A 16,300-nucleotide genomic window follows, 5' to 3' on the forward strand; every position below is an offset into this window, starting at 1 on the left:
TCGTCTAAGTCAGTACTGCTCTGCCCCCGGATGGGACAAGCAACAGGAACATCAAAAGGCCACGCGAAATCCAAACGCTGGGATCTATACGGCGGTGAGGCATATCGGAAGGCCAAGAACAGCAACGTCCGGCGCTTATGCGCTGACAGGCCGGAAAGACACGGCCAAAAACCTTCCAAGGCGAGTAAAGGCGGAAGTAGCCAATTTGGCAGTCAACACTTTTGGAGTGGCGATCCATTACCGCAGCAACCAGCCTTGCAAAACACGTCCCGAACAATCGGCGCTGCCCTCTGAGCGACATCAGAGGGAAAACCACAGCCTTGTGACAGAGGGTTGCGGCTTGTAATTTAGCCGCGCTCATCAAATAGGCGGTACTCAATTCCAGCTGCATCTAGACGTGCATAGATGCTGTCCCGATTGAAGGCCCACCCTGACGGCATTTTTTCTTTTAGATTCATGCCTGCAGAGCCATCCAAGCACTTTCTCTCAGGTCTGCTAATTCGAACGATTTTCAAGTGCCGCTCGATGAATTTAGCCACGTCCTCGACAGTGGCACCATCAGCAAACATTGAGTGTGCTTCGTAGCAAATCAAAACGCGTGGCACGACATGCTCTCGACACTCTGTTCCTTTCAAGGAGTTGCCAACATGCACCAGTTCGTCACGAACGATCAAATAATCCAAGTAGGCAGTATCTGAAAAGCCCGTTTCTTCCCAGCGCCCATGAATCAAAAAGGCAGCCCTGAAACAGGCCCTCTTTAATAACTCCTGCTTCGTAAATTTGCTTTTCATGCTTGCGAGCATAAACAACCAAAAGCAATAACTTCAAATTTCCAGCCGGGTCGCGGGTATCTCCGCCCTCCCTCTCATGCATTCCCATGACATGCCGAAAGGCGCCGGCTTTCTTTTTTGTGGGGTTCACGTTCCGTGGACTTTTGCCCGCTGTGCAGCAATGTCCAGCGGGCTTTTTTATTTCTGGAGGTCGTATGAACGCACGTCACCCAGTGGGCTACTTCGGCCCCACCAGCAACCCCTGCGCCGATGCCGAGCGCTGGGAGGATGAACAAGACCGCCGCGCCGCACAGGCTGAAGCGCTGGAGATTGAAGCCTACGGCATCGCTCTGGCCGCTCTAGGCTCCAAACAAACGAGCTGGTTCAAGGCGCACGACATGGGCGAAGCGCTGATAACGCCTGACGACGAACTGGCAGAAGCCATTGGCAACGACACGGACGTGACGGATGCCTTTGATGCGCTGATGACAGATCCAGCGGCACAAAAGCTGCGCGAGGCACTGGCCTGCTTTATTGCAAAGCACAGATGGCGAGACATTGCGGGGTGGCCGGATGCAGCCTGAGTACACCCCACCTCCAACCTACCCGCCGCCAGCGCCACCCGAAGAGGTGCGCGAGCTGCTGGGGCCCACGGATTCCGAGCACAGCGCGGATGCGCTATAGGAGACAAGACCATGCGATACATCTTCAAAGTGAACGGCCAACCGAGCCGTGACTCTTTCCCCTCCCGCGAGGCCGCTACTGCAGCGGCCTTTTTGTTTGCTGGCACGCCAAAGTGCGCCGTGACTGTGAGGCCAGCATGAGCCCACCCCTGCAACTGCAGCGCATGCCCAAACGCCGCCGATTCAAGCCCGCCACTGTGCGGGCTTTGTTTTGGGTGGCTGGCGTGATCTGCCTTGCCATCTTCTGCGCTGGCGTCATAGCCAAGTGCACCCCCAACCCTGCTTTTCCACTGTGAGGCTTGAATGAATTCAGTAACAACCCAGGCAGCAGGCACGGCCTTGCGCCCCGCTGGTCAGTTTGACCTGAGCCCCCAGACGTTTGAGCAGGCGCTGACCTTCTCAAACTACTTGGCCGAAAGCGATATGGTGCCCAAGGATTTCAAGGGCAAGCCAGGCAACTGCCTTATTGCCATGCAGTGGGGCAGCGAGCTGGGCCTGAAGCCTCTGCAATCGCTGCAGAACCTAGCTGTGATCAACGGTCGCCCTGCACTCTGGGGTGATGCGGTAATTGCCCTGGTGCTGGCCAGCCCCGTTTGCGAATACGTCACCGAAGACGATGACGGCAAAACTGCCTACTGCCGCGTCAAGCGCAAGGGAGCACCAGAGCAGGTGCGCAGCTTCAGCATGGATGACGCAATCAAGGCTGGCTTGGCAGGCAAGCAAGGCCCATGGACGCAGTACCCAAAGCGCATGCGGCAGATGCGTGCCCGTGCTTTTGCGTTGCGCGATGTGTTTCCTGATGTGCTGCGCGGCATGCCGATTGCTGAAGAGCTACAGGACATGGCGGCTACCCCTCAACCAACTGGCGTCGAAAAGAACATGGGCCCCGCCGAGGTGGTGTTGCCCGACTACGACCAGGCGAAGTTTGACCACAACGTGGGCAAGTGGGCCAAGTCAGTGGTGGATGGCCAAAAGACGATTGAAGACGTGCTGGCGTGGCTCAAGTCCAAAGCAACAGTCACGCCCGCCCAGGAAAAGCAACTGCGCGACGAGGTTGCCAAGTTGCAGCAGCCCGCCTCAACCACTGCCACTGACGCACCGCAAGTAGACGCCGAAAAGCTCGCCGCCGACATGCAGGCCTGCAACGACCTGGACAAGCTCTATGAGCTGACAGGTCTGATCGAAGCCATCACTGATGAAGCCGCCGCGCTGCGTCTCAATGAAATCTTTGCCGCCAAGCAGGCGGAGTTGGAGCAAGCATGAGCATGCAAATCGTATCCCTCGTACAAGGTGGTGCCGAATGGCATGCCCACCGCGCCAAGCACTTCAACGCCAGCGATGCCCCAGCCATGATGGGCTGCAGCAGCTACAAAACCCGCTCAGAACTGGTCAAGGAACTGGCCACCGGCCTGACTGGCGAAGTGGATGCAGCAACGCAGCGCCGCTTTGATGATGGCCACCGCTTTGAAGCCTTGGCCCGTCCACTGGCAGAGGAAATCATTGGCGAGGACTTGTCGCCATGCGTGGGGGTGAAGGGCAAGTACAGCGCCAGCTTTGACGGTCTGACCTTCATGAACGACCAGGCTCTGGAGCATAAGACTCTCAACAAGAGCTTGCGCGAAGCCATGCACAAAGGCTGCACGGGCACAGATCTTCCTCTGCAGTACCAAGTCCAGATGGAGCACCAAGCCATGGTGTCAGGCTGCGAGCGCATCCTGTTCATGGCCAGCGAGTGGACGGGAGACGGCCAATTGGTCGAAGAGCGCCACTGCTGGTACGAGCCCGATGCAGAGCTGCGCGCCCAGATCATTGCTGGCTGGGAGCAGCTGGAAAAGGATGTGGCCGCCTATGACCCAGCAGCTGAGCGCCATGCTCCTGCTGTGGCTGCCCCCGTGGAGAGCCTGCCCGCTGTGGTGGTACAGGTGAACGGTGCTCTGACAGTGGGTGGCAATCTGGATGCCTTTGGCGATGCACTGCGCCAGTTCATTGCCCGCATCCCAGCCAAGCCTGCGACTGACCAAGAGTTTGCCGATGCTGAAGCCGCAACCAAGGCGCTGAAAAAGGCCGAAGAAGCCTTGGCCACAGCCGAAGATGGCGCACTGGCCCAGATCAGCGACGTGGAATTGATGCGCCGCACGGTCGCTGACCTGAAGAACTTGGCACGCACTACCCGCTTGGCTACGGAGAAGCTGGTGGCGGCAGAAAAGGAAGCACGCCGCACAGAAATCGTCACTGGTGCACAAGCGCAGCTTGACCAGCACATTCAAGCTCTGAACCAGCGCCTGGGCGCCAACTGGCTGCCACGTGTCGCGGGTGGTTTTGCGGAAACGATCAAGGGGCTGAAGTCGCTGGACAGCATGCGCGACAAGGTGGCCGTAGCCCTGACCAACGCCAAGCACGACGCCAACCAGCTGGCCGCCCGTCTGGAGGCTAACCGCAAGCACCTGGCGCAAGAGGATAGCGACTGGATTGCCCTGTTTGCTGACTTTGCGACCGTGGGCACCAAGGCCGAAGAAGACTTCCAAGCCCTGGCCGCCCTGCGCATCGGCAACCACAAGCAGGCCGAGGCCGCACGCCTGGAGAAAGAGCTCGAGCGCATCCGCGCCGAGGAAGCGGCACGCCTGGAGCGCGAAGCGGCGGCCAAAGCCCAGCAGGACGCTGAACAGGAGCGCCTGCGCATCCAGCAGCAGGCACAGCAAGAGCAAGCAGCCATCGCTCAGGCCCAGCAGTCTGGGGAGCTGGCCCAGCCAGTTGCCCAGGACTTAAAGGGGCTGGTAGCCCATAAGGCGGCAGAGGATCTGGCTGGTGTGGATGCACAAGAAGCAATCACGGCAGCGCAGGCCAGTGCTGCAGCCGACAGTGGCCCACTCTTGACTCTGGGCCAGTTGAACACGCGCATGGAAGGTTTGGGCCTTGGCAAGATTAGCGCTGCCACGTTGGAGCACCACGGTATTGCGTTCAGCAAAGAGCGCTCTGCCGTGCAAATTACCGAAGCCAATGCCCGCCGCCTGATGCTCCTGCTTTCCTTGGGCTATCGCAAGCTAGCCGATGACTTGCAAGCAGTCAATGCATAAAACATAGCGCTAGTGCTTTTGCAGATAAGCGCTAGACTAACTTTTTACCGTCTAAAAGGAGCCATCCATGAACAAGGCAGACCTGATTGAGCACATTGCACACAACGCCGATATTTCCAAGGCAGCCGCAGCACGCTCCCTGGATGCCACCATTGAAGCCGTGAAGTCCACCCTCAAAAAAGGTGGCACTGTCTCGCTGGTGGGCTTTGGCACCTTCTCCGTGAACAAGCGTGCAGCGCGCACTGGGCGCAACCCTCGCACTGGCGAAGCAGTCGAGATCAAGGCCGCCAAGGTGCCCAAGTTCACCGCAGGCAAAGCCCTCAAGGATGCGCTGAACTGATCAAAACAATAGCTACTACCGCAGGCCCGCTCTAACCCAGCGGGTTTTTTTATTGCCTGAACCATAAGGAAATCATGCGCACCGCACTCTTTTACGACGCCGAGACGACCGGCCTGCCACTGTTCAAAGAACCCAGCAGCCACCCAGATCAACCACACATCGTGCAGCTGGCCGCGTTCTTGGTTGACTTGGACACCCGCGAAACCCTCTCCTCCATGGACGTAATCGTTCGCCCCCAAGGCTGGACCATTCCGGATGACATGACCGCCATCCACGGCATCAGCACCCAGAAGGCACTGGATTTCGGCATCCCTGAAGCCCAGGCTGTTGACATGCTGCTGGCACTGCACAGCAATGCAACGGTTCGTATTGGCCACAACGAGCCGTTTGATGCCCGTGTGGTGCGCATCGGCGCTAAGCGTTTTATTGATCCTCGTGAGCCGGACGAAGACCTGCCCATGTCCGATGAATGGAAGGCTGCTGCCGCAGAGTGCACCGCGCGCCTGGCAACACCGATCTGCAAGTTGCCACCTACGGCCAAGATGCGCGGTGGCAACAAAACGCCGACGCTGCTGGAGGCTTACCAGCACTTTTTCGGGCAGGACTTTCCAGGGCAGCACACCGCCCGCGGTGATGCACTGGCCTGCATGCGTGTGTATTTCGCAATCCAAGAGCAAACTAAAAAGTAAGGGAACACCATGGCCTTCGAACTAGAAGACTTCACACCGGCCAAGCTGTGCAGCATCAATGCCCGTAGCGAAAAGCACGGCCCCGATGAGTTGCACCCTGCAGTCGATCTGAAATTTCAGCTCGATGCTCCCAACACGATACTGAGCCACTTAGACGGTGCCCTGCTCTCCAGCCTGTACCACAAGAGCGAGGCCGGTGGCCAAGGGGGCCAGCAGCAGCTCGATGGAGTCGATGAGCTGGTGAACCTGCCCAACTTGCGTTTTCCTTTCATGGGCACGATCAAGTGGGGCAAGGAATACGCAGGCTACACGCTGACGATTGAACATGGACTGGGCGGTGCCAGCGACATCCAGTTGCTTGACTGCAAGGTCAACGATTTCCGCATCAACCCCAAGGAAGGCGGCACGGTGGAACTCACGTTCCGCGTACAGTGCTCCACCAACCTGACGGAAAAGACCATGGGCAAGCTAGCCCTGCTGGTGCAGCACGAGGTGCCCATCATGCTGGAGGCGCCCGAAGTCAAAGATGAGCAGCAGGACATTGAGAGCCCGCTGCCCTATAGCCTGGACGCAGAAGACAAGCAAGTGGGGAGCCCGTTCACCCCTGCGCTGACGCCTGAGCAGGCGTTTGCAGACAGTGTGGCGGCCGAGGCTGCTGTGCACTAACCCGCAACCACATGCCCGCCTAGTGCGGGCGTTCTTTTAGTTTTACCAGCGCCGCAAGTCTTAACTTACCCCAAGCTATCACGTTTTCACGCAAGGTATGCGCACCGGAGTCATTGATTAGCGGGTGCTCAACCGTCTTAAGGTCATCCGGCAAGTCCTCAAGACTTCCGCTATAGACGCCATCGCGGCACTTGATTCTGAGAGTGGCCTCATAACCGGAGGCTTGAATTTTTTGCGTACTTGTACTGAGCATGTGTACTCCTAAATACAAGTACATCAATTTTGCGCATGAAGCAAGAGGGCGACGGATTTTTATTTGCCCCACAGAGGCATGAGCACAGCGCCCTACTGGGTGCTGTCCTGATCCCCCTGCACATGAAGAGCGAAGCTGCTAATCAGATGCTGAGCGACACGCGTGCGCCATCAGCGGCCACCATCACATTGCCAGCGTCGGACACAACAATGGGCACGCCCAAGAAGTCCTCGCCCAGCGCACTGCGGTTGCTGTAGTTCATGGTTGTGACCACCAGCTCACGGTTTTCCACCAAGGCCGCATGCGCGCTGGCAGTCAGCTCAAAGCGCTGGGGGTATGCGTTGTTGTGGGCTTTCCAGTGCTCACGCAAGGCACCGGTCATTGATTCGTACAGGCTAGACATTCAAGCAGTCTAAGCCGCAAACGCCTCCCTCCGGTTTGCTATACAACGCAGCACCCCAAACCTGGGCACGCTAAACAAAAAACCCGCAGAAGCGGGTTTTGTTATTAAGGGCTCACAACTGACTGGTCAGCAGTGCACCCATGTGTTGGCACTGCACTTAAACAGGAAGCGCAACCCCAAGCTTTGCAAGCTTAGATGCAATCACATCGCGACGACGAGCGGCTTTAGATGCTGTCTCAGCCGCCGTTTTCAGTGTGGCAGGGCCTTTGGAAGACAAGGTCAGTACAAGAGCCGCTTTTTGGGCAGCTTCAGCAGCAACTTTTTTATAACTTGCGATGAGTTCGGCGTGTGCAATAGGTTGGTTCACAAAATTTCCATATTTGAATCAGTCCCTATTGTTGCCTAAAACCACCTCACTTCACCTAAGCCCGCACGGCACATGCCAGGCGGGCTTTTTTACTGGAGCACAACATGAGCACCCTGCCCACACCTCAGCCCCTGAACCCACCCAAGCGCTGCGCCAGCTGCGGCGCACCTGTCCACCACGAACCCCAGGAAGGCGAAGGCCTGCCTTGTGGGCACTAAAGGAGAAGTCATGAGCAATACCGAACAAAAGGAATGCTGGTCGATAGACGGCGAGGAATTCAACCACGACAGCCTGGGCGACCTGCTTGACGAGCGAGGCTATGAAGTCCGACCAGGACACAAAGTTTGGCGCGGCACAGCCAAGCGCCCGAGCATGTCGGACTTTGCGGATGCCGACAGCGTGATTGAAGACATTGCTGTGCGGGCCAACGACTTTGGTGGCGAATACGCAGAGGGCTACCCCGAAGTGTCGCCAGAGCACAAGGCAAAACTGCAGACCCTGCTAGAGCATTGGCTTGCCGAATGCCCATCGCCACGCTTCTACCAAGTCGCCAATGCCGCGCCTTATGTGCTAGCGGATACCGATTTCACCCAAGAGCAGTTGGCCGAAATTGCCGCGCAGGAAGAGGACGAAAGCGCCGGCCGCACAGCAGAAAAGGAGGCCAAATGAGCCGCAGAGCCCGTCAACGCCGCGACAAGCGCACACCTTGGCCTGATTTTGACGAACCACAGCCCCGCTAAGCCGGGGCTTTTTTATTGGGTGAACTATGAAGCACCACGACACAGCATCCAAAAATGCCACGCCTGAAACACGAGTCTCCATTGAGCCTGAGTGGGTCTTGGCTTCCAAATACCAAGAGCTCACAGGTACCACGCCGAATGCGGTACATCAGCGCCGTAAAGAAGGCGTGTGGCTCGACGGGACTCACTGCGCAGTGATTGCGCGGCGTCTTTATGTCAATGTGAAGGAAGCAGACAAATGGATAAGAAACCAAGTCTCTCAACGCCAACGGGCGTATTAATTCGGCAGATGGCATCAGGGCCACGTATCCAAGTGGCCTTTACCTGGGAGGGCAAACAGTGTCGAGAGCTGCTGCCTCCCTGCCCGATCAACAAAGCGTCTGTACAGTACGCCGCTAACCTTCGCGGCGAAATACTGCGGCGGATTGCAGATGGAAAGTTCGTCTACAAGGAGTATTTCCCCGAAAGCACCAAAGCGAAAAAGAAAACCGTCAACTCTAGCCTTATGGAAGAGCTGCTTGATAAGCAGCTGCAGCTCTATCAAAAGCAGGTGGAGAACGGCAAGATGTCACCAGCGACTTTTGCAGGTTACAAAAAAAGCCTGACTGGCGAGCGTATGCAGCGCTGGCACGGCATGGAGTTGCACGAGGTCACTCCCGCCCTGCTGCGAGACTGGATCGGCAACATGGACTGCACCGCCAAGGCCATACGAAACATGCTCACGCCATTGCGCTCCGTGTTCGAAGATGCGCTCAATGATGGGCTGGTCGTGAGTAACCCATTCGACCAAATCGCCCTAGCCAAGTTGATTCGACAGAACAGCAAGTCGAGCGATTACGTCATTGAGCCATTCTCGCAGTCAGAGCGAGAGGCTATTTTGGCCGCCTGCCGGGATGATGAACGCCCCACTTTTCAGTTCTGGTTCAACACCGGACTGCGTCCAGGAGAGCTTCAAGCTCTGGAGTGGCAGCACATCGACCTTGAGAATGCGACAGCTCGCATTGAGCTGAACCAGGTTGCAGGTGTGATCAAGAGCCCCAAAACGGCTGCAGGGCTGCGTGTCGTGGATCTAAATGCCGATGCTGTAGCGGCGCTGATCGCACAAAAGCCCATCAGCATCAAACGTGGTCAGCGTGTTTTTCTCAACCCACGCACCTTGGCACCCTGGTCCACGGATGCACAAATCCGTAAAACTGCATGGCTACCCATCATGGAGCGTGCCGGGATCAAGTACCGGAATCCCTATCAAATCCGGCACACCTATGCCTCAACCATGCTGACCGCTGGTGCCAACCCTTGGTACATAGCGAGCCAGCTGGGCCATGAGGACGTGGAGATGGTCTTCAGAACCTATGGCAAGTTCATCCGTGAAGACTTCCAAAAGCCAAAGCCAGCAGCTCAACTCGCCAAGTGATCGGTGCGATTTCCGTGCGAATCCCGGTGTGAATCTGGTGTGAAATCGGTGTGAATTCAGCACCACGAAGCACAAGAAAACGGGCAAAAACAAAGGCCACACGGTGATTTCTCACTGTGTGGCCTTGTGGTGGATGGTGGAGCTGGCGGGAATTGAACCCGCGTCCGCAAGCCTTCGTCAGGCAGATCTACATGTTTAGTGTTCTGATTTAAATCTCACCTTGCATACCGCGCAGACACACGCTACACGCAAAGCCAGCGTCCTTAGATCTCGCTCGATACCAAGGCGCCCGGTACCAAGCCAGCTGATGAAAATTCCCTTGCAGCCGAGAGGTATTGCTACCCCTTTGCCCAGCCCATCAGCATGCTGTTGCAAGGCTCACCGGATTTAAGCGGCGAGTGCGAAACGTTCGTCGTTTGCAGTTAGTTTTTTTGAATCGAGATTAACGAGCGTAACTCAAGCTCGACATGCACCACACTGATCCCGAACCCACGTCGAAACCAGGACAGCCCCATAAATCAGATTCTAATTCAAATCAAGCAAGTTCGTGAGTTCAAGGGGAGTATTGATGACAGCATGGGGCTTCCATGAGGCCACCGAAGCCAAGCCCCCTGCTCCCAAGTAACCATAAGCAGCGGCGACAGACTGCATCCCTGCAGCATGCGCAGCATGCATATCACGCTCATCATCCCCAACATAGATGCAGCATTCCGGCGCATGACCAATGCGTTTTGCAGCCTCCCACAGCGGCATTGGATGAGGCTTGGAGTGCGCCGTCGTGTCGCCACACACTACAGAACCAGCCTTTGCCAGTACAGCAATTTCTTGCACTATCGACAATGTGAATCGCTCGGATTTGTTGGTGACGATGCCCCAAGACAGTCCTTGATCATGAATAACCTGCAGCAATGCAGGTACGCCTTCAAATAATTGAGAGTGCTGCCCCATGCAACGCTCATAAGCCACGAAGAACTCTTCTTTCAAAGCTTCAAAATCGGAAGCTTCTGGTGTTACACCCAAAGCAATCCTTAACATACCACGTGCTCCGGTGCCGACAAAAGGTCGATAGTGAGACAGTGGAAGAGCATCCAAGCCCCTGACAATCCGCAATTGATTAGCAGCAAATCCTAAATCTGGCGCGCTATCAAGTAATGTGCCATCAAGATCAAACAGCACGGCACGTATGACTCCGGAATGCCAACTCATACCAGAGGACGCTGCGTCGCCAGCATGTAATTCACACTACAGTCTTCGTTGAGCCAGTAGCGTCCTGTCAGGGGGTTATGTTGCATACCCTTGGAATGGGTGACAGTTAAACCTGCCTGGCGACAAAACGCAGCCATTTCGCTTGGCCTGATGAATTTGCCAAATTCATGCGTGCCTTTAGGCAGCATATTAAGCACATATTCGGCTGCAACAATCGCTAGACCATACGATTTAATATTGCGATTAATCGTCGAGAAAAACACCCATCCTCCGGGTTTGACCAATGCGGCACATGCACGCACTACTGAAGCAGGATCAGGCACATGCTCCAGCATTTCCATGCAAGTCACCACATCAAAACTAGCAGGCCGCTCTGCAGCAAGCTCTTCCACAGGAACTTCGCGATACTGAATATTGGGCGTACCAGTTTCTAAAGCGTGCAATTGTGCAACACGCAATGATTTGCTAGCCAAATCTACGCCCATCACATTTGCACCTTTACGTGCCATGGAATCAGCCAAAATGCCTCCGCCGCATCCCACATCGAGAACGTCTTTACCCTGCAAGGACGCATGCTCATCAATCCAAGCCAAACGCAATGGGTTAATCATGTGCAGCGGTTTGAACTCACTGTCCATGTCCCACCAATGATGCGCAAGGTTTGAGAATTTTTCCAGCTCCGCTGGGTCCACATTGATCAAATCGGTCATGGTGATGATTGTGCTACGACTTAAATGCAGAAATGAAAAAGCCCCGTCACCGGGGCTTTTTTGAGGCAACCTATAAAAGATTACTTGCGTGTACCAACCACTTCGATTTCCACGCGACGGTTCTTTGCGCGACCATCCTTGGTCTTGTTGTCAGCAACAGGCTGCTTCTCGCCCTTGCCTTCTGTGTACACACGGCTCTTGTCGATGCCCTTGGACTCCAGATAAGCCTTCACAGCTTGAGCACGACGCTCGGACAGCTTCTGGTTATAGGCGTCGGAACCCACGGAGTCGGTGTGACCCACAGCAACAATCACTTCCAAATTGATGCCTTGCACCTTGGAAGCCAGATCGTCCAGCTTGGCCTTGCCTTCGGGCTTCAGGACAGATTTGTCGAAGTCGAAGAAAGCGTCAGCAGCGAAAGTCACTTTCGATGCTGTAGCAGCTGGAGCTACAGGTGCTGCAGGTGCTGCAGCAGCAGGAGCAGGTTGAGCAGCCTTCACCAGAGCACCGTCGCAACCTTCAGCAGCGGTAGCAGGTGTCCAGTTGGCATCGCGCCAGCACAGCTCATTGGTACCGTTCTTCCAGACCAATTCGCCAGTACCGTTTTGCCAGTTGTCGATGGTCTTACCGCCGTCGGCGGCCTTCACTTGGGCGCCAGCAGCAGTAGCCAGAGCCGCAGTTGCAAACAGGATCGCTACTTTGTTCAGTTTCTTCATGGTTCTCCTCTTGGGGATTAAGCCGCAGTCAAGCTGCGAAATTCATGGACGTCATTAGTGACTATCACCAAGAACGCTGGAAATCATTGTGCCATACGGAATATTCGAATGGCGCGCTAGTGCAACGCCTTGAGGTAGGACAAAAGCGGAATGCCAATTAGTTGTTGCCTAGCCGCAACAATGCATTGCATCTAAAATGATCCACTTCGTCGTCATCGCATAACCCTGCACAACTACATGACCCAGTTTGCCAAAGAAACTTTGCCTATCAGCCTAGAAGAGGAAATGCGCCGCAGCTACCTTGATTACGCGATGAGCGTGATTGTGGGCCGCGCCCTCCCCGACGCGCGCGATGGCTTGAAGCCGGTGCATCGACGTGTGCTGTATGCCATGCACGAACTCAACAACGACTGGAACCGCCCTTACAAGAAATCGGCGCGTATCGTTGGTGACGTGATCGGTAAATACCACCCGCACGGTGACAGTGCGGTGTACGACACGATCGTGCGTATGGCGCAAGACTTCTCGCTGCGTCACATGCTGGTGGATGGCCAAGGTAACTTTGGCTCGGTCGACGGCGACAGCGCAGCGGCCATGCGTTACACGGAAATTCGTTTGTCTAAGATCGCCCACGAAATGCTGGGCGATATCGACAAGGAAACCGTGGATTTTGGCCCCAACTATGACGGCTCCGAAAGCGAACCGCTGACGCTTCCAGCCCGCCTGCCCAATTTGCTGGTGAACGGCTCGGCCGGTATTGCCGTGGGCATGGCCACGAACATTCCGCCCCACAACCTGAATGAAGTGGTGGATGCATGCTTGCACCTGCTGCACCACCCAGAAGCCAGCGTGGACGATTTGATGGAAATCGTGCCAGCGCCTGATTTCCCCACCGCCGGCATCATCTACGGCATCAACGGCGTCAAGGAAGGCTATCGCACCGGCCGTGGTCGCGTGGTGATGCGTGCCAAGGTGCACTTTGAGGACATCGATCGTGGCCAGCGCCAGGCCATCATCGTTGATGAGCTGCCCTATCAAGTCAACAAAAAGACGCTGCAAGAGCGCATGGCCGAGTTGGTGCACGAGAAGAAAATTGAAGGCATCAGCCACATCCAGGACGAGTCCGACAAGTCCGGCATGCGCCTGGTGATCGAACTCAAGCGCGGCGAAGTGCCGGAGGTGGTGCTGAACAACCTGTACAAGCAGACCCAGCTGCAAGACACCTTCGGCATGAACATGGTGGCGCTGGTGGATGGCCAGCCCAAGCTGTGCAACCTGAAGGATCTGGTCCAGGTCTTCTTGCAGCACCGCCGCGAAGTGGTCACCCGCCGCACGGTGTTTGAGTTGCGTAAGGCGCGCGACCGCGGTCACGTGCTGGAAGGCTTGGCCGTGGCACTGGCCAACATCGACGACTTCATCGCCATCATCCGCAACGCCCCCACCCCCCCGGTGGCCAAGGCCGCATTGATGGAAAAATCGTGGGACAGCAAGCTGGTGCGCGAAATGCTCACCCGCACCCGCGAAGACGGTGGCGTGGTCAACGCCGACGACTACCGCCCCGAGTCGCTGGAAAAGGAATTCGGTCTGGGACAAGACGGCCTATACCGCCTGTCCGATACGCAAGCGCAAGAAATCTTGCAGATGCGTCTGCAGCGCCTGACCGGGCTGGAGCAAGACAAGATCGTGGCCGAGTACCGCGACATCATGTCCACCATCGAAGACTTGCTGGACATTCTGGCCAAGCCAGAGCGTGTGTCCGTCATCATTGGTGATGAGCTGTCCGCCGTAAAGGCCGAATTTGGTCAGTCCAAAAAGGGCGAGCGCCGCTCTACCATTGAGTACAGCGCGCAAGACCTCTCGACCGAAGACCTGATCACGCCCACCGACATGGTGGTCACGCTCAGCCACACCGGCTACATCAAGAGCCAGCCCCTGTCCGAATACCGCGCGCAAAAGCGTGGTGGTCGCGGCAAGCAAGCCACACAGACCAAGGAAGACGACTGGATCGACCAGCTGTTTATCGCCAACACGCACGACTATCTGCTGTGCTTCTCCAACCGTGGCCGCATGTACTGGCTCAAGGTCTGGGAAGTGCCCTCGGGCTCGCGCAACTCGCGTGGCCGCCCAATCGTCAACATGTTCCCGCTGCAAGAAGGCGAGAAGATCAACGTAGTGCTGCCGCTCACGGGCGACAACCGCACCTTCCCCGAAGATCATTACGTCTTCATGGCCACCAGCATGGGCACCGTTAAAAAGACGGCGCTGACCGAGTTCAGCAACCCGCGCAAGGCCGGCATCATTGCCGTGGGCCTGGACGAAGGCGACTTCCTGATTGGTGCGGCACTGACCGACGGCAAACACGACGTGATGCTGTTCTCGGACGGCGGCAAGGCGGTGCGCTTTGACGAAAACGATGTGCGCCCAATGGGCCGCAATGCGCGCGGTGTGCGCGGCATGAACATCGACGACACCCAAAGCGTGATCGCGATGTTGGTCGCAGAAGCCGAAGGTGAACCTAGTGCAGAAGGCTCCGAGGGAGCTGTGGTAGGTGCACAAAGCGTGCTAACTGCCACCGAAAACGGTTACGGCAAGCGCACCCACATCAGCGAATACACCCGCCACGGCCGTGGCACCAAGGGCATGATTGCCATCCAGCAGTCCGAGCGCAACGGCAAGGTCGTGGCCGCCACGTTGGTGGCTGCCGAAGACGAAATCATGCTGATCACCGACAAGGGCGTGCTGGTGCGCACCCGGGTCGCCGAGATCCGCGAGATGGGCCGCGCCACCCAGGGTGTCACGCTGATGGCACTGGACGAAGGCGCCAAGCTGATTGGCCTGCAGCGCATTGCGGAAAACGATGCCGCGGGCGCAGATGCAGAAGGTGACGGAGACGGTGAAGCCGACAACAGCGCGGCACCAGATACCACCGCCGAGCAATAAAGCACGACACCCCACTGCGCAGGCCGTGGGGTGTTTTTTCACCTAAGATAGCTTTTTTGATAGCTGCCAGCGCGGACATGTTCTGCACTGGCGCGTGATTTGACTGTAAGAACGATGAGCCGCCCTTTCAATTTCTCCGCAGGCCCCGCCGCCATTCCTGAAGAAGTCCTGCAGCAAGCTGCTGCCGAAATGCTCAACTGGGGCGGCTCGGGCATGGGCGTGATGGAGATGAGCCACCGCGGCAAAGAGTTCATCAGCATCTACGAAGCGGCAGAAGCCGATCTGCGCGAGTTGCTGGCCGTGCCCAGCAATTTTCACATCCTATTCATGCAAGGCGGCGGCTTGGCTGAAAACGCCATCGTTCCGCTGAATCTCTCCCAAGGTGGCGCGGTAGACTTTGTGGTCACGGGCAGCTGGAGCCAAAAGTCCTACAAGGAAGCCGCCAAGTACGCCAGCAGCCGGCTGGCCGCCAGCGGCGAAACCAGTGGTTTCACCAGCGTGCCTGATGCCTCTACCTGGCAGATTGGCGCTGATGCGCAGTACGTGCACCTGTGCAGCAACGAAACCATCCACGGCGTGGAATTCCAGGAGTTACCCGATTTAAAGGCGCTGGGCTGCGATGCGCCGCTGGTGATTGATTTTTCGTCCAACGTGGCCTCGCGCGCGCTGGACTGGAGCCGCGTGGGCCTGGCCTTTGGCGGCGCGCAAAAGAACATTGGCCCGGCGGGCCTGACTATCGTCATCGTGCGCGACGATTTGCTGGGCCGCGCGCTGGACATCTGCCCCTCGGCCTTCAACTACAAGACCGTGGCCGACAACCAGTCCATGTTCAACACCCCGCCCACCTGGGGCATTTACATGGCGGGTTTGACCTTCCAGTGGCTCAAGCGCCAGCGCGAAGGTGATCTGACCGGCGTTGCCGCGATGGAAGCACGCAACCAAGCCAAGGCCGAATTCTTCTACAGCTACTTGGACAATTCCCAGCTGTATGTGAACAAGGTGGATGCCGCTTATCGCTCGCGCATGAACATTCCGTTTTTCCTGCGCCAAGAAAACCGCAACGAGGCTTTCCTGGCAGGCGCCAAGGAGCGTGGCCTGCTGCAGCTCAAGGGCCACAAGTCGGTCGGCGGCATGCGCGCCAGCCTGTACAACGCTATGCCGATGGCAGGTGTGCAAGCTTTGGTGGCATACATGCAAGACTTTGAGCGCACCAGCGCCTGAAGCCCACCCAGCAAACCAGACATTCAAAATTAAGAGCTGCCGGCGCTTTCTTCACAAAGACTTCAGACATAAATCTATCTGAAACCCTTTAAAAACAAGCGCTAGCTG

General features: G+C 56.8%; 19 protein-coding genes and 1 other RNA gene. 12 read left to right on the top strand and 8 right to left on the bottom strand.

Features of this window, described 5'->3' with window-relative positions; translation table 11 throughout:
* Window positions 1–347 precede the first annotated feature (347 nt).
* On the bottom strand, window positions 348–791 hold the full coding sequence (locus tag B3R00_RS14930; protein WP_286999678.1) for a hypothetical protein: 444 nt from the start codon (window positions 789–791) through the stop codon (window positions 348–350).
* Between the two features lie 194 nt (window positions 792–985).
* Here B3R00_RS14930 and B3R00_RS14935 point away from each other — a divergent pair, with 194 nt between their 5' ends.
* From B3R00_RS14935 to B3R00_RS14965, 7 genes are all read left to right on the top strand, one after another.
* Window positions 986–1,354, top strand: a complete 369-nt coding sequence (locus B3R00_RS14935) for a hypothetical protein (RefSeq protein WP_286999679.1) — start codon at window positions 986–988, stop codon at window positions 1,352–1,354.
* Between the two features lie 236 nt (window positions 1,355–1,590).
* Window positions 1,591–1,749: a hypothetical protein gene (locus B3R00_RS14940; RefSeq protein ID WP_286999680.1), complete on the top strand. Its 159-nt coding sequence runs from the start codon at window positions 1,591–1,593 to the stop codon at window positions 1,747–1,749.
* Between the two features lie 7 nt (window positions 1,750–1,756).
* Window positions 1,757–2,716 carry a recombinase RecT gene (locus B3R00_RS14945; RefSeq protein WP_286999681.1) on the top strand — a complete coding sequence of 320 codons (960 nt, stop codon included), beginning with the start codon at window positions 1,757–1,759 and terminating at the stop codon, window positions 2,714–2,716.
* On the top strand, window positions 2,713–4,527 hold the full coding sequence (locus B3R00_RS14950) for a lambda-exonuclease family protein (RefSeq protein WP_286999682.1): 1,815 nt from the start codon (window positions 2,713–2,715) through the stop codon (window positions 4,525–4,527). The genes B3R00_RS14945 and B3R00_RS14950 overlap by 4 nt, the downstream gene beginning before the upstream one ends.
* Window positions 4,528–4,594: 67 nt before the next feature.
* Window positions 4,595–4,867, top strand: a complete 273-nt coding sequence (locus B3R00_RS14955) for an HU family DNA-binding protein (protein WP_286999683.1) — start codon at window positions 4,595–4,597, stop codon at window positions 4,865–4,867.
* A gap of 74 nt (window positions 4,868–4,941) precedes the next feature.
* Complete coding sequence (locus B3R00_RS14960; protein WP_286999684.1) at window positions 4,942–5,556, top strand: 3'-5' exonuclease; 615 nt, start codon at window positions 4,942–4,944, stop codon at window positions 5,554–5,556.
* Window positions 5,557–5,565: 9 nt separating this feature from the next.
* Window positions 5,566–6,222 carry a hypothetical protein gene (locus B3R00_RS14965; RefSeq protein ID WP_286999685.1) on the top strand — a complete coding sequence of 219 codons (657 nt, stop codon included), beginning with the start codon at window positions 5,566–5,568 and terminating at the stop codon, window positions 6,220–6,222.
* Window positions 6,223–6,241: 19 nt separating this feature from the next.
* Here the strand turns inward: B3R00_RS14965 and B3R00_RS14970 are convergent, their stop codons facing one another.
* The 3 genes from B3R00_RS14970 to B3R00_RS14980 all read right to left on the bottom strand — a co-directional run bounded on the left by B3R00_RS14970 (window position 6,242) and on the right by B3R00_RS14980 (window position 7,245).
* On the bottom strand, window positions 6,242–6,475 hold the full coding sequence (locus tag B3R00_RS14970) for a hypothetical protein (protein WP_286999686.1): 234 nt from the start codon (window positions 6,473–6,475) through the stop codon (window positions 6,242–6,244).
* 142 nt (window positions 6,476–6,617) lie between these two features.
* Window positions 6,618–6,878 (bottom strand): hypothetical protein, encoded by a 261-nt coding sequence (locus B3R00_RS14975; RefSeq protein WP_286999687.1) that lies wholly within the window; start codon window positions 6,876–6,878, stop codon window positions 6,618–6,620.
* A gap of 157 nt (window positions 6,879–7,035) precedes the next feature.
* A complete protein-coding gene (locus tag B3R00_RS14980) occupies window positions 7,036–7,245 on the bottom strand; it encodes a hypothetical protein (protein WP_284214445.1) in 210 nt (69 codons plus the stop codon).
* Between the two features lie 228 nt (window positions 7,246–7,473).
* Between B3R00_RS14980 and B3R00_RS14985 the strand changes: the two genes are divergently transcribed.
* From B3R00_RS14985 to B3R00_RS14995, 3 genes are all read left to right on the top strand, one after another.
* Window positions 7,474–7,914, top strand: a complete 441-nt coding sequence (locus B3R00_RS14985) for a hypothetical protein (RefSeq protein ID WP_286999688.1) — start codon at window positions 7,474–7,476, stop codon at window positions 7,912–7,914.
* A gap of 97 nt (window positions 7,915–8,011) precedes the next feature.
* A complete protein-coding gene (locus B3R00_RS14990; RefSeq protein ID WP_286999689.1) occupies window positions 8,012–8,266 on the top strand; it encodes an excisionase in 255 nt (84 codons plus the stop codon).
* Window positions 8,224–9,399 carry a site-specific integrase gene (locus B3R00_RS14995; RefSeq protein WP_219162008.1) on the top strand — a complete coding sequence of 392 codons (1,176 nt, stop codon included), beginning with the start codon at window positions 8,224–8,226 and terminating at the stop codon, window positions 9,397–9,399. Before B3R00_RS14990 ends, B3R00_RS14995 begins: the two co-directional genes overlap by 43 nt.
* Window positions 9,400–9,533: 134 nt before the next feature.
* On the opposite strand, the gene ssrA is transcribed toward B3R00_RS14995, so the two are convergent.
* The 4 genes from ssrA to ompA all read right to left on the bottom strand — a co-directional run bounded on the left by ssrA (window position 9,534) and on the right by ompA (window position 12,031).
* Window positions 9,534–9,912, bottom strand: a transfer-messenger RNA (tmRNA) gene (ssrA, locus tag B3R00_RS15000).
* Between the two features lie 12 nt (window positions 9,913–9,924).
* Window positions 9,925–10,605 (bottom strand): HAD family hydrolase, encoded by a 681-nt coding sequence (locus B3R00_RS15005; protein WP_286999690.1) that lies wholly within the window; start codon window positions 10,603–10,605, stop codon window positions 9,925–9,927.
* Window positions 10,602–11,315, bottom strand: coding sequence for a bifunctional 2-polyprenyl-6-hydroxyphenol methylase/3-demethylubiquinol 3-O-methyltransferase UbiG (gene ubiG, locus B3R00_RS15010; RefSeq protein ID WP_286999691.1), 714 nt, complete (start codon window positions 11,313–11,315; stop codon window positions 10,602–10,604). Before ubiG ends, B3R00_RS15005 begins: the two co-directional genes overlap by 4 nt.
* 80 nt (window positions 11,316–11,395) lie before the next feature.
* On the bottom strand, window positions 11,396–12,031 hold the full coding sequence (gene ompA, locus B3R00_RS15015; RefSeq protein ID WP_219162036.1) for an outer membrane protein OmpA: 636 nt from the start codon (window positions 12,029–12,031) through the stop codon (window positions 11,396–11,398).
* A gap of 237 nt (window positions 12,032–12,268) precedes the next feature.
* On the opposite strand from ompA, the gene gyrA reads away from it, so the two are divergent.
* Window positions 12,269–14,971, top strand: a complete 2,703-nt coding sequence (gyrA, locus tag B3R00_RS15020) for a DNA gyrase subunit A (RefSeq protein WP_286999692.1) — start codon at window positions 12,269–12,271, stop codon at window positions 14,969–14,971.
* 114 nt (window positions 14,972–15,085) lie between these two features.
* On the top strand, window positions 15,086–16,192 hold the full coding sequence (serC, locus tag B3R00_RS15025) for a 3-phosphoserine/phosphohydroxythreonine transaminase (protein ID WP_286999693.1): 1,107 nt from the start codon (window positions 15,086–15,088) through the stop codon (window positions 16,190–16,192).
* Window positions 16,193–16,300 lie beyond the last annotated feature (108 nt).

Source organism: Comamonas sp. UBA7840, from assembly GCF_002501455.1.
In the GTDB taxonomy this organism is placed as follows: Bacteria; Pseudomonadota; Gammaproteobacteria; order Burkholderiales; family Burkholderiaceae_C; genus Comamonas; species Comamonas jiangduensis.

Coding starts and splice junctions, on each gene's coding strand:
- B3R00_RS14985 (WP_286999688.1), top strand. CDS start 7,474: ATGAGCAATACCGAACAAAAGGAATGCTGGTCGATAGACGGCGAGGAA.
- B3R00_RS14960 (WP_286999684.1), top strand. CDS start 4,942: ATGCGCACCGCACTCTTTTACGACGCCGAGACGACCGGCCTGCCACTG.
- gyrA (WP_286999692.1), top strand. CDS start 12,269: ATGACCCAGTTTGCCAAAGAAACTTTGCCTATCAGCCTAGAAGAGGAA.
- B3R00_RS14965 (WP_286999685.1), top strand. CDS start 5,566: ATGGCCTTCGAACTAGAAGACTTCACACCGGCCAAGCTGTGCAGCATC.
- B3R00_RS14935 (WP_286999679.1), top strand. CDS start 986: ATGAACGCACGTCACCCAGTGGGCTACTTCGGCCCCACCAGCAACCCC.
- ompA (WP_219162036.1), bottom strand. CDS start 12,031: ATGAAGAAACTGAACAAAGTAGCGATCCTGTTTGCAACTGCGGCTCTG.
- B3R00_RS15005 (WP_286999690.1), bottom strand. CDS start 10,605: ATGAGTTGGCATTCCGGAGTCATACGTGCCGTGCTGTTTGATCTTGAT.
- B3R00_RS14940 (WP_286999680.1), top strand. CDS start 1,591: ATGAGCCCACCCCTGCAACTGCAGCGCATGCCCAAACGCCGCCGATTC.
- B3R00_RS14995 (WP_219162008.1), top strand. CDS start 8,224: ATGGATAAGAAACCAAGTCTCTCAACGCCAACGGGCGTATTAATTCGG.
- B3R00_RS14945 (WP_286999681.1), top strand. CDS start 1,757: ATGAATTCAGTAACAACCCAGGCAGCAGGCACGGCCTTGCGCCCCGCT.
- B3R00_RS14950 (WP_286999682.1), top strand. CDS start 2,713: ATGAGCATGCAAATCGTATCCCTCGTACAAGGTGGTGCCGAATGGCAT.
- B3R00_RS14955 (WP_286999683.1), top strand. CDS start 4,595: ATGAACAAGGCAGACCTGATTGAGCACATTGCACACAACGCCGATATT.
- B3R00_RS14990 (WP_286999689.1), top strand. CDS start 8,012: ATGAAGCACCACGACACAGCATCCAAAAATGCCACGCCTGAAACACGA.
- ubiG (WP_286999691.1), bottom strand. CDS start 11,315: ATGACCGATTTGATCAATGTGGACCCAGCGGAGCTGGAAAAATTCTCA.
- B3R00_RS14930 (WP_286999678.1), bottom strand. CDS start 791: ATGAAAAGCAAATTTACGAAGCAGGAGTTATTAAAGAGGGCCTGTTTC.
- B3R00_RS14975 (WP_286999687.1), bottom strand. CDS start 6,878: ATGTCTAGCCTGTACGAATCAATGACCGGTGCCTTGCGTGAGCACTGG.
- serC (WP_286999693.1), top strand. CDS start 15,086: ATGAGCCGCCCTTTCAATTTCTCCGCAGGCCCCGCCGCCATTCCTGAA.
- B3R00_RS14970 (WP_286999686.1), bottom strand. CDS start 6,475: ATGCTCAGTACAAGTACGCAAAAAATTCAAGCCTCCGGTTATGAGGCC.